Consider the following 18,692-nt stretch of genomic DNA (forward strand, 5'->3'; position numbering starts at 1 on the left):
CGATTGGTAACGGTTCCCAACCCGCGCATTGACTGAAACAATGCGCGCAATTTGGTCAAAGGAGTCAAACGTGCAGGTTCAGGGCTATTTCGACTTGCGCTTCGAGGCGGTGAAGGAAACCTTCGCCAGCCTGTTCGACGATCCCCAGGAGCGTGGCGCTGCGCTCTGCATCCAGATCGGCGGGGAAACCGTGGTGGATGTCTGGGCCGGCGTGATGGACAAGGACGGCCAGCAGGCCTGGCACAGCGACACCATCGCCAACCTGTTCTCCTGCACCAAACCCTTTGCCGCCGTGGTGGCCCTGCAACTGGTGGGCGAAGGCAAGCTCGAACTCGACGCCCCGGTAGCCCGCTACTGGCCCGAGTTCGCTGCCGCCGGCAAGGAGCGCATCACCCTGCGTCACCTGCTTTGCCATCAGGCCGGTTTGCCGGCGCTGCGCGAGCTGCTGCCGGCTGAAGCCCTTTATGACTGGTCGACCATGACCGCCGCGCTGGCTGCCGAGGCCCCTTGGTGGCCGCTTGGCGACGGCCAGGGTTATGCGCCCATCACCTATGGCTGGCTGGTCGGCGAACTGATCCGCCGCGTCGAAGGCCGTGGCCCCGGTGAGAGCATCGCCGCCCGAATCGCCAAACCCCTGGGGCTGGACTTCCATGTCGGCCTGCCGGATAGCGAATTCGACCGTGTGGCACATATCGGCCGTGGCAAGGGCAACCTCGGCGATACCGCCGCGCAACGCCTGCTCAAGGTGATGATGAGCGACGCCAGTGCCATGAGCACGCGCTCGTTCACCAACCCGCCATCGATCATGACCAGCACCAACAAGCCCGAATGGCGGCGCATGCAGCAGCCGGCGGCGAATGGCCATGGCAACGCTCGCAGCCTGGCCGGCTTCTACGCCGGCCTGCTCGACGGCCGCCTGCTGGAAAGCGAACTGCTCGCCGAGATGACCCGCGAACACGGCGTCGGCGAGGACAAGACCCTGCTGACCCGCACCCGTTTCGGCCTCGGCTGCATGCTCGATCAAGCCGAGGTGGCCAACGCCACCTACGGCCTGGGCTGCAATGCCTTCGGCCATCCAGGGGCGGGCGGCTCCAGCGGCTTTGCCGACCCCGAGCGCGATGTCGCGTTCGGTTTCGTCATCAACAATCTGGGGCCCTATGTGCTGATGGATCCGCGTGCGCAAAAAATAGCGCGCGTGCTGGCCCAATGCTTGTAACTGCCTGGCCATACTGCCTGGCAGTCGTACTTTCAATAACACGAATCGACTGAGACCCTGGGGGCTTCATGCGTAACACCATCATCGCCTTGAGCTGCTGCCTGCTCTTCGCTGGCTGCTCCAACACCGACAAGAAAGAAGAAGTGGCCAAACCGGCCGTCATGCCGCCGCCGCAGGTCACCCGCGCCTGGCTCGACGAGTACGAACCCAAGGTGCGTGAAGCCGTCAAGGGCAGCAACTTCGAGTTCGAGCGCCGCGACAACCTGCTGGTGGTCACCGCGCCGGTGCAAGGCTCGTTCAACCCGGATCGCCCGCAGATGCTGCTGCCGGCCAGCCTCGGCCCGATCGCCCGTGTGGCCAAGCTGCTCGAAACCGACAACGACATCGCCGTGGTGGTGCTCGGCCATGCCGACAGCAGCGGCGACGCCGCCGCCAACCGCGACCTGAGCCAGCAGCGCGCCCGCGCCGTGACCTCCATCTTCCGCCTCAGTGGCCTCAAGCAGAACCGCCTGCAGGTCATGGGGCTGGGCTCCGACGCCCCGCGCGCCGCCAACGACAGCGCCGCTGGCCGTGCCCTCAACCGCCGTGTGGAAATCCTCCTCACCTCGCGTGACACCATGCAAGGCCTGATCGCCAAGTACAGCCATCCAGCCAAGGCCGAACTGAAAGACGCGCCCAAGGTAGCTGCCGTAGATCAAGGAAAACAAAGCAAGTCGGAGTAAGCTTGGGGCATTTCCAAAGGACTGAGGAATTGTCATGACCCAAACCTTGGCCGACATGCGCCGTGACTACACCCGCGATGGCCTGAGCGAGACTCAGGCCCCGCTGGAGCCCCTTTCCCTGTTTCGCCAATGGTTCGAGGACGCGGTGAAGACCGAGCAACCGCCGGTCGAACCGAACGCCATGACCCTGGCCACTGTCGACGACGACGGCCGCCCGCACTGCCGTGTGCTGCTGCTCAAGGGCCTCGACGAGCGCGGCTTCACCTTCTTCAGCAACTACGACAGCGCCAAGGGGCGTCAGCTCGCCGTGCGTCCATTCGCCGCCATGACCTTCTTCTGGCCCAGCCTGGAACGTCAGGTGCGTATCGAAGGGCGTGTGGAGCAGGTCACCCCGGCCGAATCCGACGGCTACTTCCAGGTGCGCCCGCTGGGCAGCCGCATCGGCGCCTGGGCCTCGCCGCAGAGCCGCGTGATCCGCGACCGCGCCGAGCTGGAGAGCCTGTTGGCGGAAACCGAAAAACGCTTCCTCAACCAGACCCCGCACTGCCCACCACACTGGGGTGGCTACCGCCTGCTGCCCGAGCGCATCGAGTTCTGGCAAGGCCGCCCCAGCCGCCTGCACGACCGCCTCAACTACCGCCTCAAGGGTGAGGCCTGGATACGTGAGCGGCTGGCGCCTTGATAGGTTGACCTATCGGTGGATGTCAGGCTTCTGGGGGGAATAGCAATCCGCGTGCGGCACTCTTGAAGGGGCGGTTAGAAGTAGCGCGCGGGATAAATATCGTGGACTCTGTCCCCCGGTTCTCCTAGCAAGTACACGGCGCTGTAGGGCGTACTCGGCTTTGGCTGGTGGACTGTTCGCTTGCGTTCCTGAGTCCACCCTACGCGCTGCGAACAGCACTGCGCCAGTAGGCTATGGGCGCCATCCGAATCGGTTGAGGACGGCTGGGCCAAATTTGAACATTAGTGTGTGGCCTCATCTGATCCGGCTGGCCTGGGGCGACCGACTGCTTGTTGAAACCAGCAAGTAGTCCGGACAACCGCCGCAAATGGTGGATGAAAAAAACGTCATCCACCCTACGTCGAAATACCCCCCGCGTAGGGTGGACAACGCGAAGCTTGTCCACCCTGGTTCAGGTCACACCACCGCTCAAGGATGAGCCGTTATGCCCAATTGCCGGGCGTAACCTCGCGCCCCCATCAGCCCGATCGCTGCGCCTCGCGCTGAAGCTCCAGTTGCCGCCAAGGCAACGGCAGTCGATAAGGCCCTGGCCCGGTCAGGGCCAGGCTGGCGAAAATCACCAGCATCCACCAGGCGAACTGGCCTTGCTCCAGCGTCCAGTCGGGGTGCACCAGTACCAGTGCTACCAGCAGCACGGCGATGATTGGCAGGCAGGCCAGGCGCGCATAGAGCCCGGCGATCAGCAGCAAGGGGCAGAGCACTTCGGCGAATATGGCCAGGCTCAGGGTCAGCGTTGCGCCCAGCCCCAGCGGGTCTTCGATATGTTGTAGGGCGCCCTGCCAGTGCAGCAATTTGGGCAAGCCATGCACCTGTAGCAGCAGAAGGGCGGCGGCCACGCGCAGGAAGAGCAGGCCCCAGGCGAGCGGTGCGGGCAGTGGTGGGGTGGCGGGTGTCATGAATGGCTCCGATTCGTTGGATGGATGCCATCAGCTTGTGCGTCTCGGCGCGCCAAGGCTTGCATGCCTGTGCTCAGTTTGTAGCGCTGCGCCATGAGCCGAGGGCGAGCGCCGCAATAAAGCCACACATCCTTTCAAAGCGAGCACGCCGCTTCAATTTTTCGCCGTTGCGCTGGCGGAAGCTGAGGGTTCCCTGATTCTGTTTTGGAGAACCACCATGGCTACTGCTGTTGCCGCTCCAGGCAAGACCCTGCTCGATGCGCACAACCACACCCTGATCATGATCGACCACCAGTCGCAGATGTCCTTCGCGACCAAGTCGATCGACGCCGTCACCCTGCGCAACAACGCCGCGCTGGTGTCCAAGGCCGCCTGCGAGTTCGGCGTGTCGACCATCCTCACCACCGTTGCCGAGAAGAGCTTTTCCGGCCCGATCTTTGACGAGATCAAGTCGGTATTCCCGGATCATCAAGTGATCGACCGCACCACCATGAACACCTGGGAAGACCCGCGCATCGCCGTGGAAGTGAACCGTATCGGCAAGCCGAAGATCGTCCTCGCCGGCCTGTGGACGTCCGTGTGCATCGTTGGCCCGGCGCTGTCGGCGCTGGATCAGGGTTTCGAGGTGTACGTGATCACCGACGCCTGCGGCGACGTATCCACCGAAGCTCATGAAATGGCGATCCAGCGCATGCTGCAACTGGGCGCGCGCCCCATGACCTCCCTGCAATATCTGCTCGAACTGCAGCGTGACTGGGCTCGTGGCGAAACCTACGAGCAGACCGTGAAGACTGCCATCGAGAATGGCGGCGCCTATGGCCTGGGCCTGATCTACGCCAAGACCATGTTCAACGCCTCGGAAGGCCACTGAGATGAGCATCGAAAAGGTTCTCTACCGCGCCTACGCCGAAGCCACGGGCGGGCGTGACGGCCGCGCCATTTCCAGCGACGGCGTGCTCGACGTGGCCCTGACCACACCGCGCGAGCTGGGTGGTGCCGGCGGCGCCGGTACCAACCCGGAGCAGTTGTTCGCTGCTGGTTACTCGGCCTGCTTCCTCGGCGCGATGAAGTTCGTCGCCGCGCGCGACAAGCTGGCCATCCCGGCTGACGTGTCGATCGAGGGCGTGGTTGGCATCGGCGCCATCCCCACCGGTTTCGGCATCGAGGTGGAGTTGCGTATCAGCCTGCCCGGGCTCGATGCCGAAGCGGCTAACACCCTGGTGGAGCGGGCGCACATCGTCTGTCCGTATTCCAACGCCACGCGCGACAACATCGACGTGACCCTCACCCTGGTCGATTGAAAGGAGCAGACGACATGCCCCGTATTGCCTTGCTGAGTGCAGTGATCGCCCTGGCCATCGGCCAGGTGCACGCCGCTGATTACAGCGGTGTGGAAAGCAACACCCGCACCTTCCTCGAAGCACTGGAAAAGGGCGGCGGCAAGCCGCTGGAAAGCCTCAGCCCGCAGGACGCCCGCGCCGTGCTGGTGGGCGCGCAGAGCTCGGTGAAGGTCGACCTCTCCGGCGTCAAGGTCGAGGACAAGACCATCCAGGTCGGCGGCCAGCCGCTGAAGCTGACTGTCGTGCGCCCCGAGGGCGTCAAGGGCAAGCCGCCAGTGTTCATGTTCTTCCACGGCGGCGGCTGGGTGCTGGGTGACTACCCGACCCACGCCCGCCTGATCCGCGACCTGGTGGTGAACTCCGGCGCGGTAGCGGTCTACGTCGGCTATTCGCCGTCGCCGGAAGCGCACTATCCCACCGCCATCGACCAGGCCTACGCGGCGACCCGCTGGGTAGCCGAGCACGGCAAGGAACTCGGCGTGGACGCCAGCCGTCTGGCCGTGGCCGGCAACAGTGTCGGCGGCAACATGGCCGCCGTGGTCGCGCTCAAGGCCAAGGAAGCGGGCACGCCGAAACTGCGTTTCCAACTGCTGCTGTGGCCGGTGACCGACGCCAGCTTCGATAACGCGTCCTACAGCCAGTTCGCCCAGGGCTACTTCCTCACCAAACCGATGATGGAGTGGTTCTGGGACAACTACACCACCGATGCCGCCCAGCGTGCCGACATCCATGCCTCGCCACTGCGCGCCAGCAGCGAACAGCTCAAGGGCCTGCCACCGGCACTGGTGCAGACCGCCGAGTTCGACGTGCTGCGTGACGAGGGCGAAGCCTATGCACGCAAGCTGGATGCGGCAGGCGTCGAGGTCACCGCCGTGCGCTACAACGGCATGATCCACGACTACGGCCTGCTCAACCCGCTGGCTCATGTGCCCACCGTGCACAGTGCGATGCGCCAGGCTGGGGTCGAGCTGAAGCGGCATCTGCAATGAGTGCCCTCCGGCCTGATGAAGGGCAGGGGGTCGACGAGCCGGTCACCCTGCTGATCCGCCATCGCGTGCGGCCCGCCCAGGCGGCGCTGTATGAGGCCTGGTTGCGCCGCATCGTCGGCGTGGCGCAGGACTATCCGGGGCATCTCGGGGTGGATGTGATCCGCAGCCACGAACAGGGCGCGCCGCTGTTTACCAGTGTGCTGCGCTTTACCGGGCCAGAGCGTCTGCAGGATTGGCTGGGCTCCGAGGTGCGGCGGCAACTGGTGGCGGAGGTCGCGCCGCTGTTGCTGGAGGACGAAGCCCTGGAGCTGAACCCGATGCGTGAGTTCTGGTTCGCCCCGGCCAGCCCGCAGCAGCCCCAGCCACCGCGCTGGAAGCAGGCCTGCGTCAGCTTTCTGGTGATCCTGCCGCTGAGCCTGCTGGTGCCGCAGTTGTGGCACCCGGCATTCGTCGCCTGGCCCTGGCTGGGCGGCTGGTTGCCGAGCAACGTGGTGATCACCCTGAGCATCGTCCTGCTGGTGGTCTACCTGTTCATGCCGCGCGTCACCCGCTGGCTCGCGCCCTGGCTGGAGGCCGGCGACAAAGGAGAACGCCATGACTGACGACAGCCCTTCCAACAGTCGGCGACGCTTTCTCGCCGCCTCGTCCATTCTCGGCGCCGCTGGTGCGCTATGGCCGGCGTTGCCGATCTTCGGTGGCGAACGGCAAGGAGATTCTTCCATGCATCCCGATCTGATTCTGTTCAACGGCCGTCTGCACACGGTCGACCGTGAAAACCCGCAGGCCACGGCAGTGGCCATCCAGGACGGGCGCTTCGTCGCCGTCGGCAGCGACGCCGAGGTCATGCCCCTGCGCGGCGCCGGCACCCAGGTCATCGACCTGCAGCGCCGCACCGTCATCCCCGGCCTCAACGATTCGCACCTGCACCTGATCCGTGGCGGCCTCAACTACAACCTGGAGCTGCGCTGGGAAGGCGTGCCCTCGCTGGCCGATGCCCTGCGCATGCTCAAGACCCAGGCCGAGCGCACCCCGGCGCCGCAGTGGGTGCGCGTGGTCGGTGGCTGGAACGAATTCCAGTTCGCCGAAAAGCGCATGCCCACCCTGGAGGAAATCAACCAGGCGGCACCGGACACCCCGGTGTTCATCCTCCACCTCTACGACCGTGCGCTGCTCAACCGCGCGGCGCTGCGGGTGGTCGGCTACGACCGCAACACGCCCAACCCGCCCGGCGGCGAGATCGTCCGCGATGCCAACGGTGAGCCTACCGGCATGCTGGTAGCGCGGCCCAACGCGATGATCCTCTACGCCACCCTGGCCAAGGGGCCGAAGCTGCCGCTGGAGTACCAGGTCAACTCCACCCGCCAGTTCATGCGCGAGCTCAACCGCCTCGGCGTGACCAGCGCCATCGACGCGGGCGGCGGTTTCCAGAACTACCCGGACGACTACCAGGTGATCGAGCAACTGGCCAAGGAGGGCCAGCTCAGCGTGCGCATTGCCTACAACCTGTTCACCCAGAAGCCCAAGGAAGAGCTGGCCGACTTCCAGAACTGGAGCAAGATCGTCAAACCAGGGCAGGGCAGCGACTTCTTCCGCCACAACGGCGCTGGCGAGATGCTGGTGTTCTCCGCCGCCGATTTCGAGGACTTCCTCGAACCGCGCCCGGATCTGGCCGCCAGCATGGAAGCCGAACTGGAGCCGGTGGTGCGCCACCTGGTCGAACAGCGCTGGCCGTTCCGCCTGCACGCCACCTATGACGAGTCCATCTCGCGCATGCTCGACGTGTTCGAGAAGGTCGACCGCGACATTCCCTTCAATGGCCTGCCGTGGTTCTTCGACCACGCCGAGACCATCAGCCCACGTAATATCGAGCGCGTTCGCGCCCTCGGCGGCGGCATCGCCATCCAGGATCGCATGGCCTTCCAGGGTGAATACTTCGTCGACCGCTACGGCGCCAAGGCCGCCGAACAGACCCCGCCGATCCAGCGCATGCTGGCCGAGGGCGTGCCGGTCGGCGCCGGCACCGATGCCACCCGCGTCTCCAGCTACAACCCCTGGACGTCGCTGTACTGGCTGGTCAGCGGCAAGACCGTTGGTGGCCTGGAGCTGTACCCGCAGGGCCTGCCGCGCGCCACCGCGCTGCAACTGTTCACCCATGGCAGCGCCTGGTTCTCCAGCGAACAGGGCAAGAAGGGGCAGATCAAGGTCGGCCAACTGGCGGATCTGGTTGCCTTGTCAGCGGACTTCTTCGCCATCGAGGACGAGCAGATCAAGTGGCTGGAATCGGTGCTCACCGTGGTCGACGGCAAGGTGGTCTACGCCGCAGCCGAATTCGACAAACTTGGCCCGCCCGCGCTGCCGGTGATGCCCGACTGGTCACCGGTGGCCCTGGTGCCCGGCCACTGGCGGCAGAACGCACCGTTGGTGGCCCAGGTACACCAGTGCGTGGGCTCCTGCGCTGTACACGCCCACAACCACGAACGCGCTCGCCTCTCCAACGCTCCAGTCAGTGACTTCCAGGGCTTCTGGGGCGCCTTCGGCTGCTCCTGCTTCGCCTTCTAAGGCAGAGCCCCGCATCGTCTCTAGGCGATGCGGGGCTCTTTTGTGAAGTGGCTAGGGTGATTGGTGTTCGGAAGGGAGACTGGCAGCTATCGGCTAAAAGCGGCCATTGGATACGAGTGAGGGCGAAGCTCTAATAATCGGTGATGGTCGTCCCGGCTATGGTCTCGGCGAAGCCGATACCGAGCACCCTTGCCGGCGTTTCAAAGCCGGCTCGTCGTGTACCACCCAGCAGTCGACGTGCTGCCTCCACTGCGGCCAACGGTGTATAGCTGTAGCCGTTCACGGTCTCGATCAATGCAGGTTTCTCGGTCGCTCCGCTCACATCTGATCTGATGGATGCCTGGGTACGCCTGTTGCGTTTGATGAATCGGCCGGAAGAGTTTGCAGCCCTGGCGCCCGTCTACGAACGTGAGACTCTTTTTCGGGTTCTGCAAGGGCCTCATGGCTGGATGCTGCGTGACATCGCGCACAAAAGCTGGGGCGATTCAGACCGATCGCGCTGCCGGTGTTGTTGCACGATTGGCATGTGTGTAGGAGCGAATTTATTCGCGATGGTCTCGCGAATTTAGCGATTAAAGGCTGGGCTATCCCTTCGCACTTGCAGGGATAGCCCAGCGCTATACAACCGCTCACCGACTATAGTGGAGCGCATGGAAGCCTACTTCAGTGGCCACGGTTGCGAACCCCAGTTCCGCCATCAGCGATTCTAAAAATAGCGAAGGAAGACCAGTGACGCGGGCTGGGCATATCTAGGAAGAGGGAACGACCTGCCAGACCTCTTCAGCGATGCGACCGTTACGGTAAACAAGCACATAGCGCACATGGAGGGGCTGCCGGCCTGCGAAATATACCGTCGCAGTCACGGTAGAACCTTTCGGGTTTGAAGCTTCTTCCAGATTCTCGATCTTTAGCTGTAGCGGCCCCTGCGAGTCTGTGAATTTATGCCATACGGGCATGATCGCGGCGGTACCTACGTAGCTGCCATCGAGTGGGCCGCCGATCCAGGTGAGATGAGCATCTTTTTCATAGTTGTTGATGAGCGCCGCAAGATCGTTTGTGGCGATTGCCTTGAAATGCGCCTCCGCTGCATCACTGGTGGTGCTCGCCTGGGCGTTACCGATGGCGAGTGAGAGCATGGTTAGAAGGATCTGTGGTTTGAGCGTCATGTTGTTGTCCTGATGAGTGGGTTAGTTCTCGTTGCTGCACTGGCCCGCTACCTGGTACTCGAGCAGGTGAACGTTCCCCGCGTGGTCGAGGTATTTGAGTTGCGCCGGTTGAATGCCGCAGAAGCTCGTGAGGTCCGTGCTCTCGAGGATTTTGTCGATGTCCAGATGCAGATAGGTTCCGGTTCGGTCGATGATTGGCGGTGGCTGGCCATCGGCAAGCAGAGGCATCGAAACGGCGAGAAGGGATAGGCTGAATAGTTGTCGGCGCATGCTTGTAAGCTCTGAAGGGGTGGTAGGGAACCTGTCGAATCGCTCGGCAGGACGTTGGTAATACGCCGGACACCGCGCTTTATTCCCGCGCTCAAAATAGTCTGCTGCTCCTGGAATAATCCGCGCACCCCTGCGTCTTACGGTCGCTACTGGCCAATCGAGCCGGTCAAGTCGGTGGATGCAGATGAGTTTGGAAATGACGGATGAGCAGTTGCGTGAGTTGTTGCCGCGCTTGCGACGTTTCGCGCTTTGGCTGACCCGCCACAGTGCGAGTGCGGATGATCTGGTTCAGTCCGCCCTTGAGCGGGCGCTGAGCCGCAGCGCCAGTAAGCAGGCCGAGGGCGACTTGCGGGCGTGGCTGTTCACCATTCTCTATCGGTTGTTCCTCGACGGGCAGCGGCGCAGCCGTCGCTATGCCCGTATTCTGCAGTTCTTCACTGGCGACGAGCCGCAAGCGGCATCGGCCGAAGAGGTGACGATAGCCCGCTCGACGCTCGATGCCTTTGCGGGACTGACCACGGAGCAACGCGCGCTCCTGCTGCTGGTGGGCGTCGAGGGGTTAAGCTATCGCGAAGTTGCCGAAACACTCGATGTGCCAATAGGCACCGTCATGTCGCGACTGTCCCGGGCGCGTAAAGCGCTACGTGAGGCCAGCGAAGGGCAGATCACTCAACCTCCGTTGCGGTTAATCAAATGAAACCCAATTACCCCAGTGAAGACGAACTGCAGGCCTATGTGGACGGGCAGCTAGACGCCATGCGGCACGCCGAGATCAAGGCTTTTGCCGCCGCGGACGCTGGTCTGGCCGGCTGGATCGATCGGCTGCACGCGGAGAATCAGCAGCTTCGCGCAGCGCTGGCCAGCTTGCCGCCACTGAAGCCCGAACCTCGGCTGGACCCGGCCGCGATACGCCGTGGCCTGGCACGTCGCCGGCAGACGCGCCTGGCGGTCGCTGCTTCGGTTCTCTTGGCCTTCGGGCTGGGTAGTTTGGGCGGTTGGCAGGGGCACGGCATGGTCATGCAATCGACTAGCCTGCCAATGGCCGATGCGGTGCAGGCCTACCGGCTGTTCAGCGAGAGCGGCAACCCGGTAGTCGACATCGCCGCCGGCGAGCCGGGAAAACTGCAAAACTGGCTGGATATGCACTTCGTCCACGCGGCACCGATGCCCGACCTCAGGAGCTACGGTTTCTACCCGGTGGGCGGTCGTCTGATGGCCACAGAGCAGGGCGCCGCGGCGATGGTGCTGTACCGGGATGATCGCGGTGAAACCGTGCTCTTCTACATCCGCCCGCCGGGCCATTCCGTCATTGGCCGCGGCAGCCGCCGCGAAGGCGACCTGCTTGCCCAGTACTGGGCCGATCAGGGCTATCACTACGCGGTGGTAAGCACGGGCAGCAGTCCGCGCGCGGCCGCGGTGCAACGGGCACTCGACCCACTGATCTAGCCTGTGTCTGCCTCTGAGCAGGGCAACCAGAAGCGCTTCAGTGCCGGCGAGACAAAGACCAGCAGCTAGTCATCGAGCCAGGGTTCGGCGAGTAGTTGCCGCATGTGGCAGGGGGCCTCGATCAGCCCCATATCGATTTTAGAGGCGGCAACCTGCTGTGCGATCAACGGCTGTTGCCGGGCGATACGTTCAGCCTGGTTTGCGGCACGGCCTCAAGCTCATTCAGCGCAGCGCTGGTGGCCGATCGCGACAAAACGATGGTTGCGGCCGCCGCACTGTCCGATGAGCCCCTGCCCGGGAAGGCAGGGGGTTAAGAGCAGCGAATGCTTACAGCGCCTGGAGTTGGATCGGCTTACCCGGTGCTTCGGCAGTGCCCGGGGCAATGACCAGGTAACGCCGCTGGGTTTGATCCTCATGCCGGACAATCTGCCGGATCGCCCCGACAGCGTTGACGATTGCCGCACCCGCTGGATTGGCCATGAACGACGCCAGCGGCTCGAGTTTGCCTTGACCGTCTGGCTGGCTGGCGAGCGCAAGTACATAGGGTTGCTTCGGCGTGAGGCCGGTTACCGAGGCCTGCAACACTTGCGACAAACCCTGATCGAACAGCGTCACGCTGGTGGGGGCTGGGTTCTGCGTGTTGCCATCGGTCGCCAGCAGGCGCAATTGCGTCGTCTGCCCGGCTTCACCCAGGGGCTGAAGATTAGCCAGGCCGTCGCCGTTAGGCACGGCATTGGGTACGTACACCACCGCCTGTGGCGCTTGGCCGATGGGAATAGTGGTTACTAGCGTATTACTCACAGTATCGATGGCGGCCAAGGCATCGGCGTTTTCGAGGCCGACGTAGATGCGCGTGCCGTCGCCTGACGGCCAGAGCCCGTGGGGCAGCTTATCCACGTCGATGGTAGCGACCTGCTCGAAATTGTCGGTGCGGAACACCTTCACCTGATTTAGCCCACCGACGGTGACATACGCGAAGGTGCCGTTTTTGTTGTGGACGATGTTGACGTGGTTGGTAATCGGGCCGGTGTCCAGCGTCTTGATCGGCTTGAAGGGAGGGCGTGCATCGAATACCTGAACCTTGCCAATATCCTTGAGTGTCAGCCAGACCTGTTTGCCATCTGGTGTCGCGGCAATATCGGGGCAGAAGGGGCTGGCCTGCTTCATGGTGCCGACCACCTTATGATCGCTGACCGAGATGACCGTGGTTTCAGGATTGAAGGAAGAGCAGATGTAACCGTACTGACCGTCTGGCGAGAAGATCTGCATGCCGGGGCCGGCCGGAACCTTGATGCGGCGCGTTTCCGCGTAGGTCTTGCCATCCAGTACGGCAATGTAATCTTCGCCTCGCACCGTCACCCAGACCTCCTTGCCATCTGGCGTGAAGAAGGCTTCGTGAGGTGCGCGGCCGACGTAGGTAACCTGCTTGACCGCGTTGCTCGCGGTGTCGATGAAGCTCACGGAGTTGGAGCCGATGGAAACCACCGCCAGAGTGCGATGATCGGGCGAAAAGCCCATGCCATGAACCAGTACCTGGCCCTTGTACAGCGGGCTGAAGTTACCGGGTTGCGGGGAGCCCAAGCGGATCACGCCGAGCAGCTTGTTGCTTGCGGGGTCAGTGACCGAAACGGTATTGGAGAACTGCTCGGCAGCATATACCCGGTCGCGATGGCTGATGGGGATGTCCGGGGCGTCAAGGGGCCCCGGCACTTGCCCGGCCCAGGTCGACGCGGAGAGAGCGAGCAAGCCTGCGGTGAGCAGGTCGAGACTGTAGCGAGTGACTTTCATAGGTATCTCCGAGCGGATGTTAGGGATGGCCAGCGGAATGCGCTGAATGGTCACCGACCTGGGTTGGTGCCGGTTGTGCGGGTGGTAATGGGTCACCGATGGCCAGTCGCATCGCGACGATCTCTTGCTGCTGGGTAACGATGATTTCCTGGGCCAGACGTTTGAGTTGCTCATTCTTGCCGTGGCGCAGCACCGCCAGGGCCATATCGATTGCACCCTGGTGATGCGGCACCATCATCTCGACGAAGTCTCGGTCGATGTCGCCAGTCGGTTCGACTGTCATGGCCGACATCATCCGGGTCATGGCCAGGTCGTTTTCGGCAAGAAAAGCGGCTTCGGCGGGCGTTTTTGCAGGGCCTGATGAGTGCTGGAAAGCTTCATGCGCCAGCGCAGCGGTTGCTGTCGCAAGGCCGAGTACGCCGGCGACGAGCGCGACGCGGGATAATGCATGGATAGGAATAGGTTTCACCTGACCTCCTGAGACGCGTTATGGGTGCGCTCTCAAGACGAACAGGTGGGCCACTTATTCCCCGAGCCGACCTCTGTATCTCCGTCTCGTGCGCCGGCCGGAGTCAAAGGCAGCGCCTCGTCATCTGCCGAATCGGTGGCGCTGTCCAAGGAGCTGAAGCGTCGAGGCTGGAAGTTCGTGAAGCCTACGACTGTCTATGCGTTCCTGCAGGCCAAGGGGCTGTTCAACGACCATGCAACCGGATGTGCGATCAGGGCAGAAACTGAATGTGCGCGGCAATCCTTCAATAAGCCTTAGCTGTGGATTGATCTTCGCAACCGGGAAGCGTCAGCTAGCGGCCAGGAGCAGACACTTGCCTGGTGTAGCTTCCCCTCAAGCTGACGCTTGAAACTGTTAACGACCGCCTCTGGTCGCAACCAAGATCCGCTGCAACCCTTCTTGGTCAAATCAGACCTTGTGCACCTCTTTCCTTTGCTAGCCAATGAGCAGGCTGCCGAGCCTGCCAATTTCTACCGCTGAGCATTCCAACCATCGATAAGGCTGTATGAAAGCTGCGTATCGGATACCCTTGCGCGACGAATCAACCAGGATGCTGTGAACTGAACCATGGGTTTCGAACAACTAGCTGAGCTACGTGACCGCCTGCGGGCTGAAAAAGGCCAGGCCAAGGCCGAGAGCGTGAAAGAGCGCGTCAAGACCGAGGGCACGAAGCCGCAGAAGCGCAAGACGCCGCAGAAGACCAAGCAACGCGAGCAGGATCCGGCCGTCGAGGCGATCTGGCGGCTGCAGAAGCATTTCCCCCTGGCCTTCCCGGTCAATCCGGCGCCCAAGGTGCCGCTCAAGGAAGGCATCCTCAAGGATGCCGAGCAGCATCTGGAGCTGCTGGGCATTACTCTGGAGCAGCTCAAGCTGGGTATCGCGGCCTGGTGCCGGGGCGGGCGTTACTGGGCGGCGATGACCGAGAATGCGCCGCGCCTGGATCTGCAGGGCCAGCCCGTTGGCGTGGTGACGGCGCCGCAGGCGCTGCATGCCAAGCAGCAGGCCCGGCGCCAGCGCATGGAGGCGCGGCGTCAGGCCAAGCCGAAAGCGGATGCTGAAACCAAGGCCGTCGAGAATGCCGAGCCGCAGAGCGCGGAGTAAGCTCTAGCGCGTTGCCATGGTGAAAGTGCCGAGCCGTGCTAATGGCGCTATCGCCTGGCAACGCTAGACTTCGCTGTCATGACCGACGTAGCCATCCTGCTGTTTCCCGATGTGCTGCTCTTGGACGTGGCGGGGCCGGTGGAGGCGTTTTCCATCGCCAACCGCTACCTGCCCGCCGAGCAGCACTACCGTATCCGTACCCTTGCTCTGGGCGAACCTCTGGTGCGTGCCTCCTGCGGCTTGCAGATGGTCGCCGACGAGTTGATCGGCGAGGCGCCTGCCGTTGCTCATGATCTGCTGCTGGTGCCCGGCGGGCCGGGGGCCTACGACGCGGATCACAGTGCCTTTCGTCCCTGGCTGATCGCGGCGGCGGCTGCGGCCAGGCGTTTTGGTTCGATCTGCACCGGGGCCTTCGTTCTCGGCGACGCCGGGCTGCTCGACGGGCGCCGGGTGACCACCCACTGGAACTACACCGAGCGGCTGGCCCGACGCTACCCACAGGCGCAGGTGCTGAGCGAGCAGATCTACCTGGCCGACGGCAATCTCTATACCTCGGGTGGTATCACCGCTGGCATCGACATGGCGCTGGGCATCATTGCCGAGGATCACGGCAAGGCGGTGGCCGTCTCGGTGGCCAAGGTGCTGCTGGTGGCGAAGACACGCCAGGGCGGACAGGCCCAGTTCAGCCCCTTGCTGGCCGAAGTGGCGCGCGAGGATACGCCTGTGGCGCGTGCCCAGCGCCATGTGCTGGAGCACCTGGCCGAAGACCTTGGCGTCGAGGCGCTGGCGGCTGTGGTGGGGCTCAGCGCTCGGCATTTCACCCGCCTGTTCAGCCGCGAAGTGGGCATGACCCCAACCGAGTTCGTCCACGACGCGCGTATCGATCATGCTCGGCAATTGCTCGAGACCACCGACCTGCCACTGAAGACCATCGCCTTTCGCAGCGGCTTCGGCAGCGTGCGCTGCATGCGTACGCTGTTCACCGATCGCCTGGGGCTGACGCCTGTGCAGTACCGTCACCAGTTCAGTTGATGTCCGAATTACGCTCCATGATGTCCGCCAGGCTCCCCACGCTGGCGTTCTAGCCTGGCAAAGGCGACGGCATCATCCCTCCCATGATCCAGCACGCATCGACCTCCGCCTCGTGCGGAGGCCGGGGCGTTGGTGCAACCGGGAGGGAGGAACGCCGATGGATACCGGTAACGCGCAGGGTGATCTACCTGCGATCCGCCTGTCGGCCTGGCAATTGCGCCGGGCCAAGCAACTGATCGAGGCGCACCTCGACGAGCCGTTGAGCATCGCCTGGCTGGCGCGTGAGTGCAGCCTGTCACGCAGTCATTTTTCCTGCGCCTTTCATGGCAGCACGGGGATGTCGCCGCACCAGTGGCTGACCCGCGCGCGGTTGGCGCGGGCGCGCAACCTGCTGCTTGCGGGCAATAGCGTGGCGGCGGTGGCCTGTGCCTGCGGCTTCAACGACCAGGCACATTTCGCCCGGGTGTTCTCGCGCTGGCAGGGCCTGGCGCCGAGCCGCTGGCGCTCTGCGCAGCAGCTAGACGCCTGAGCGCCCTGCGGCGGGGAAGGCCCGCAGCAGGGCGTAGGCGGATGCTTACTTGCCCATCAGGGTGAAGTAGCTGGTCATCAGGTTGCGGTAGTTGGGGATGTGCTCGGAGAGCAGGCTACCGAGACCTTCGATGTCGTTGCGCCAGTCGCGGTGCAGTTCGCAGGCGACGCTGAACCAGTTCATCAATTGCACGCCGGCGGCGTTCATGCGCGCCCAGGCAGCCTGCTGCACGGTCTTGTCGAAGGTGCCCGAGGCATCGGTGACGACGAACACGTCGAAGCCTTCGGCGATGGCCGACAGCGCCGGGAAGGCCACGCACACGTCGGTGACCACGCCGGCGATGATCAGTTGCTTGCGCCCGGTCTTCTTCACCGCCGCGACGAAGTCGTCGTTGTCCCAGGCATTGATCTGGCCGGGACGGGCGATATAGGGCGCGTCCGGGAACTGCGCTTTCAGCTCTGGCACCAGCGGGCCGTTGGGGCCTTGCTCGAAGCTGGTGGTGAGGATGGTCGGCAGGCCGAAGAACTTGGCGACATCGCCCAAGGCCAGCACGTTGTTCTTGAAGTCGCTGGGGGTGAAGTCCTGCACCAGCGAAATCAGACCGGACTGGTGGTCGATCAGCAGTACGGCGGCGTCGTCTTTGTTCAGGCGGTTGTAGGGCTTGCTCATGGTGTAGCTCCTCGTGGGGTGAATGTTTCAGTGACGCGGCGCGGCGAGCAGATGGCGGATGCGGATCGGCTCGTCGGGCATCTGGTAGCGCCGCGCGCGCGCTTCGATGCGCTGCTCGGCGCGGGTGACGCGGTCGTGGTGGCGCAGGTGCTCCAGCCAGGACTCGTCGAAGAAGAATTCCTGCCAGCGGCTGGGATCCTCGGCGTCCTGCACCAGGCCCCAGGAGAAGGCGCCGTTGCGCCGGCGCATGTGCCGCACGTCCTGCATCGCGGCGCCGAAGGCGTCGCTGTCGGCGGCGGCGATGCGGTAATCGAGGGTCACCAGCAGCGGGCCGCGCTCGCGATCCAGGGCATCGTCGAGAATCGGCGCTGGCCAGTGCAGCGAGGGCGCCAGGTCATCGGCCTCACTGACCGGTAGAGGAAAACGCCAGCCGGCCAGCAGGCCAAGCACCAGCAGGGCGGCGCTGCCCGCGAAGGCGGCACTCAGCGACAGGCCACTGGCGAGGGCGCCCCAGGCCAGGCCACCAGCCGCCGAGCAGCCGAAGAAAGCCAGGATGTACAGTGACAGCGCACGCGCCCGCACCCAGGCCGGCACGGCGGTCTGCGCCGATAGTTGCAGGCTGGACAACGCTGCGATCCAGGCCATGCCGCTGAGCAGCATCACGGGTACCAGTGCGGGCATGCTGCGCAGCATGGCGAGCCCTGCCAGTACCAGGGCATAGACCAGGCTGGCGCCGGCCAGCAGGCGGTCGTTGCCGTAGCGTGTGCGCAAGCGCGGCAGCAGGGTGGCACCGACGACTGCACCGAGGCCGACGCAGCCGAGCAGGATGCCGTAATCCAGCGCGCTGCCGTCGATCTCGCGGCGCACCAGTACCGGCAGTAGTGACATGCCGGCCGAGGCGCCGATGAAGAAGGCGGCGGTGCGTACCAGCACCGCCTGCAGCGAGCGGCTGCTGCGGGCGTAGCGCAGGCCCACGCGCAGCGCACCGAACAGACGTTCGGCCGGCATCACGCTCTGGCTTGGTGTGCGCTTCCAGCTCGCCAGGGCGACGATCACGGCGAGGAACGAGGCGGCGTTGAGGGCGAAGGTCAGCCAGGGGCCGCTGAGGCTGACGAGGATGCCGGCCAGCGCCGGGCCGATGGCACGCGCGACGTTCACACCGAGGCTCGACAGCGCCACGGCTGCCGGCAGTTCGGCGCGCCCGACCACTTCTGGCAGCATGGCCGACCAGGCCGGCATCATCAGCGCCGTGCCGACACCCATGGCGAAGGTCAGGCCGAGCAGCAGCTCGACGCTCATCCTGTCGGAGGCCGTGAGCAGGGCCAGGATCATGGCCACGGCGGCCATCCAGCACTGCACGATGAGCAGTGAACGGCGCTTGTCGACGATATCGGCGAGGGCGCCAGCCGGTAGCGCCAGGAGGAAGATCGGCAGGGCGCCTGCCACCTGCACGGCAGCCACGGCCAAGGGGCTGGCCGACAGCGAGGTCATCAGCCAACCGGCGCCGACCTCGTGCATCCAGGTGCCGATGTTGGAGGCGATGCTGGCCAGCCACAGTGCCAGGAACAGCCGGCTACGCAGCGGCTGCCAGGGCGAGGCAGCGGTGGTGGGCTTGGCGGGGGCGGGGGTTGGCATCGGCTGAGATCCTTGAAGGCAGGCAGATCGGCAGATGGCACTATCGGATGGCGGCGGGCGCCTGGCTTGTATCGGTGTGCTCGA

The 18,692-nt window shown here is 64.2% G+C and carries 22 protein-coding genes and 1 pseudogene; 15 read left to right on the top strand and 8 right to left on the bottom strand.

The features are described 5' to 3' along the window. Positions 1-70: 70 nt before the first annotated feature. From PVE35_RS06480 to pdxH, 3 genes are all read left to right on the top strand, one after another. On the top strand, positions 71-1,216 hold the full coding sequence (locus PVE35_RS06480; protein WP_268182208.1) for a serine hydrolase domain-containing protein: 1,146 nt from the start codon (positions 71-73) through the stop codon (positions 1,214-1,216). 68 nt (positions 1,217-1,284) lie between these two features. Next, positions 1,285-1,938, top strand: coding sequence for an OmpA family protein (locus PVE35_RS06485; RefSeq protein WP_277374170.1), 654 nt, complete (start codon positions 1,285-1,287; stop codon positions 1,936-1,938). 34 nt (positions 1,939-1,972) lie between these two features. Then, a complete protein-coding gene (gene pdxH / locus PVE35_RS06490; RefSeq protein WP_277374171.1) occupies positions 1,973-2,620 on the top strand; it encodes a pyridoxamine 5'-phosphate oxidase in 648 nt (215 codons plus the stop codon). Positions 2,621-3,138: 518 nt separating this feature from the next. Here pdxH and PVE35_RS06495 read toward each other — a convergent pair. Beyond that, on the bottom strand, positions 3,139-3,576 hold the full coding sequence (locus PVE35_RS06495; RefSeq protein WP_277374172.1) for a DoxX family protein: 438 nt from the start codon (positions 3,574-3,576) through the stop codon (positions 3,139-3,141). A 217-nt stretch (positions 3,577-3,793) separates the two neighbouring features. On the opposite strand from PVE35_RS06495, the gene PVE35_RS06500 reads away from it, so the two are divergent. The 5 genes from PVE35_RS06500 to PVE35_RS06520 are packed head-to-tail and all read left to right on the top strand — an operon-like array spanning position 3,794 to position 8,464. Then, positions 3,794-4,447, top strand: a complete 654-nt coding sequence (locus PVE35_RS06500) for a hydrolase (RefSeq protein ID WP_277374173.1) — start codon at positions 3,794-3,796, stop codon at positions 4,445-4,447. Position 4,448: 1 nt separating this feature from the next. Next, positions 4,449-4,877, top strand: coding sequence for an organic hydroperoxide resistance protein (locus tag PVE35_RS06505; RefSeq protein WP_268182217.1), 429 nt, complete (start codon positions 4,449-4,451; stop codon positions 4,875-4,877). A gap of 14 nt (positions 4,878-4,891) precedes the next feature. After that, entirely contained in the window at positions 4,892-5,905 is a 1,014-nt protein-coding gene (locus PVE35_RS06510) for an alpha/beta hydrolase (protein WP_277374174.1), read from the top strand. After that, on the top strand, positions 5,902-6,507 hold the full coding sequence (locus PVE35_RS06515) for an antibiotic biosynthesis monooxygenase (RefSeq protein ID WP_277374175.1): 606 nt from the start codon (positions 5,902-5,904) through the stop codon (positions 6,505-6,507). The genes PVE35_RS06510 and PVE35_RS06515 overlap by 4 nt, the downstream gene beginning before the upstream one ends. Then, entirely contained in the window at positions 6,500-8,464 is a 1,965-nt protein-coding gene (locus PVE35_RS06520) for an amidohydrolase (RefSeq protein WP_277374176.1), read from the top strand. The genes PVE35_RS06515 and PVE35_RS06520 overlap by 8 nt, the downstream gene beginning before the upstream one ends. A 130-nt stretch (positions 8,465-8,594) precedes the next feature. On the opposite strand, the gene PVE35_RS06525 is transcribed toward PVE35_RS06520, so the two are convergent. After that, positions 8,595-8,759: a hypothetical protein gene (locus tag PVE35_RS06525; protein ID WP_268184457.1), complete on the bottom strand. Its 165-nt coding sequence runs from the start codon at positions 8,757-8,759 to the stop codon at positions 8,595-8,597. Between the two features lies 1 nt (position 8,760). Here PVE35_RS06525 and PVE35_RS06530 point away from each other — a divergent pair. Continuing rightward, a pseudogene (locus tag PVE35_RS06530) lies at positions 8,761-8,931 on the top strand (AraC family transcriptional regulator); the annotation flags it as partial. 282 nt (positions 8,932-9,213) lie between these two features. Here the strand turns inward: PVE35_RS06530 and PVE35_RS06535 are convergent. Together PVE35_RS06535 and PVE35_RS06540 are read right to left on the bottom strand one after the other, a co-directional pair. Then, positions 9,214-9,630 (bottom strand): nuclear transport factor 2 family protein, encoded by a 417-nt coding sequence (locus tag PVE35_RS06535; RefSeq protein ID WP_268182225.1) that lies wholly within the window; start codon positions 9,628-9,630, stop codon positions 9,214-9,216. 21 nt (positions 9,631-9,651) lie between these two features. Further along, positions 9,652-9,900, bottom strand: a complete 249-nt coding sequence (locus PVE35_RS06540) for a DUF2790 domain-containing protein (RefSeq protein ID WP_100548216.1) — start codon at positions 9,898-9,900, stop codon at positions 9,652-9,654. A 190-nt stretch (positions 9,901-10,090) separates the two neighbouring features. Here PVE35_RS06540 and PVE35_RS06545 point away from each other — a divergent pair, with 190 nt between their 5' ends. Continuing rightward, the gene (locus tag PVE35_RS06545) at positions 10,091-10,597 is read left to right on the top strand and encodes a sigma-70 family RNA polymerase sigma factor (protein ID WP_277374858.1); all 507 of its coding nucleotides are present in this window, start codon (positions 10,091-10,093) and stop codon (positions 10,595-10,597) included. Continuing rightward, positions 10,594-11,346 carry an anti-sigma factor gene (locus PVE35_RS06550; RefSeq protein ID WP_277374177.1) on the top strand — a complete coding sequence of 251 codons (753 nt, stop codon included), beginning with the start codon at positions 10,594-10,596 and terminating at the stop codon, positions 11,344-11,346. The genes PVE35_RS06545 and PVE35_RS06550 overlap by 4 nt, the downstream gene beginning before the upstream one ends. A 327-nt stretch (positions 11,347-11,673) precedes the next feature. On the opposite strand, the gene PVE35_RS06555 is transcribed toward PVE35_RS06550, so the two are convergent. Both PVE35_RS06555 and PVE35_RS06560 read right to left on the bottom strand, forming a co-directional pair. Further along, on the bottom strand, positions 11,674-13,134 hold the full coding sequence (locus PVE35_RS06555) for a YncE family protein (protein ID WP_277374178.1): 1,461 nt from the start codon (positions 13,132-13,134) through the stop codon (positions 11,674-11,676). Positions 13,135-13,153: 19 nt separating this feature from the next. Then, a complete protein-coding gene (locus tag PVE35_RS06560) occupies positions 13,154-13,603 on the bottom strand; it encodes a DUF305 domain-containing protein (protein WP_277374179.1) in 450 nt (149 codons plus the stop codon). Positions 13,604-13,738: 135 nt separating this feature from the next. On the opposite strand from PVE35_RS06560, the gene PVE35_RS06565 reads away from it, so the two are divergent. From PVE35_RS06565 to PVE35_RS06580, 4 genes are all read left to right on the top strand, one after another. Beyond that, positions 13,739-13,900 carry a DNA-3-methyladenine glycosylase I gene (locus PVE35_RS06565; protein ID WP_277374859.1) on the top strand — a complete coding sequence of 54 codons (162 nt, stop codon included), beginning with the start codon at positions 13,739-13,741 and terminating at the stop codon, positions 13,898-13,900. Between the two features lie 309 nt (positions 13,901-14,209). Further along, complete coding sequence (locus tag PVE35_RS06570) at positions 14,210-14,743, top strand: ProQ/FinO family protein (RefSeq protein ID WP_277374180.1); 534 nt, start codon at positions 14,210-14,212, stop codon at positions 14,741-14,743. 78 nt (positions 14,744-14,821) lie between these two features. Further along, entirely contained in the window at positions 14,822-15,775 is a 954-nt protein-coding gene (locus tag PVE35_RS06575) for a GlxA family transcriptional regulator (RefSeq protein WP_277374181.1), read from the top strand. 157 nt (positions 15,776-15,932) lie between these two features. Next, complete coding sequence (locus PVE35_RS06580; RefSeq protein WP_268182239.1) at positions 15,933-16,304, top strand: AraC family transcriptional regulator; 372 nt, start codon at positions 15,933-15,935, stop codon at positions 16,302-16,304. A gap of 45 nt (positions 16,305-16,349) precedes the next feature. Here PVE35_RS06580 and ycaC read toward each other — a convergent pair whose 3' ends face one another. Both ycaC and PVE35_RS06590 read right to left on the bottom strand, forming a co-directional pair. Continuing rightward, entirely contained in the window at positions 16,350-16,973 is a 624-nt protein-coding gene (ycaC, locus tag PVE35_RS06585; protein ID WP_268182241.1) for an isochorismate family cysteine hydrolase YcaC, read from the bottom strand. A 27-nt stretch (positions 16,974-17,000) separates the two neighbouring features. Next, positions 17,001-18,608: an MFS transporter gene (locus PVE35_RS06590; protein WP_277374182.1), complete on the bottom strand. Its 1,608-nt coding sequence runs from the start codon at positions 18,606-18,608 to the stop codon at positions 17,001-17,003. Positions 18,609-18,692 lie beyond the last annotated feature (84 nt).

The organism is Pseudomonas sp. AA-38 (genome assembly GCF_029457475.1).
Classification (GTDB): Bacteria; Pseudomonadota; Gammaproteobacteria; order Pseudomonadales; family Pseudomonadaceae; genus Aquipseudomonas.

Excerpts from the sequence above, each read along its gene's own strand:
- PVE35_RS06555 (WP_277374178.1), bottom strand. The coding sequence starts at position 13,134 with ATGAAAGTCACTCGCTACAGTCTCGACCTGCTCACCGCAGGCTTGCTC.
- PVE35_RS06520 (WP_277374176.1), top strand. The coding sequence starts at position 6,500 with ATGACTGACGACAGCCCTTCCAACAGTCGGCGACGCTTTCTCGCCGCC.
- PVE35_RS06540 (WP_100548216.1), bottom strand. The coding sequence starts at position 9,900 with ATGCGCCGACAACTATTCAGCCTATCCCTTCTCGCCGTTTCGATGCCT.
- ycaC (WP_268182241.1), bottom strand. The coding sequence starts at position 16,973 with ATGAGCAAGCCCTACAACCGCCTGAACAAAGACGACGCCGCCGTACTG.
- PVE35_RS06510 (WP_277374174.1), top strand. The coding sequence starts at position 4,892 with ATGCCCCGTATTGCCTTGCTGAGTGCAGTGATCGCCCTGGCCATCGGC.
- PVE35_RS06590 (WP_277374182.1), bottom strand. The coding sequence starts at position 18,608 with ATGCCAACCCCCGCCCCCGCCAAGCCCACCACCGCTGCCTCGCCCTGG.
- PVE35_RS06505 (WP_268182217.1), top strand. The coding sequence starts at position 4,449 with ATGAGCATCGAAAAGGTTCTCTACCGCGCCTACGCCGAAGCCACGGGC.
- PVE35_RS06500 (WP_277374173.1), top strand. The coding sequence starts at position 3,794 with ATGGCTACTGCTGTTGCCGCTCCAGGCAAGACCCTGCTCGATGCGCAC.
- PVE35_RS06575 (WP_277374181.1), top strand. The coding sequence starts at position 14,822 with ATGACCGACGTAGCCATCCTGCTGTTTCCCGATGTGCTGCTCTTGGAC.
- PVE35_RS06485 (WP_277374170.1), top strand. The coding sequence starts at position 1,285 with ATGCGTAACACCATCATCGCCTTGAGCTGCTGCCTGCTCTTCGCTGGC.
- PVE35_RS06570 (WP_277374180.1), top strand. The coding sequence starts at position 14,210 with ATGGGTTTCGAACAACTAGCTGAGCTACGTGACCGCCTGCGGGCTGAA.
- PVE35_RS06495 (WP_277374172.1), bottom strand. The coding sequence starts at position 3,576 with ATGACACCCGCCACCCCACCACTGCCCGCACCGCTCGCCTGGGGCCTG.
- PVE35_RS06515 (WP_277374175.1), top strand. The coding sequence starts at position 5,902 with ATGAGTGCCCTCCGGCCTGATGAAGGGCAGGGGGTCGACGAGCCGGTC.
- PVE35_RS06535 (WP_268182225.1), bottom strand. The coding sequence starts at position 9,630 with ATGACGCTCAAACCACAGATCCTTCTAACCATGCTCTCACTCGCCATC.
- PVE35_RS06550 (WP_277374177.1), top strand. The coding sequence starts at position 10,594 with ATGAAACCCAATTACCCCAGTGAAGACGAACTGCAGGCCTATGTGGAC.
- pdxH (WP_277374171.1), top strand. The coding sequence starts at position 1,973 with ATGACCCAAACCTTGGCCGACATGCGCCGTGACTACACCCGCGATGGC.
- PVE35_RS06580 (WP_268182239.1), top strand. The coding sequence starts at position 15,933 with ATGGATACCGGTAACGCGCAGGGTGATCTACCTGCGATCCGCCTGTCG.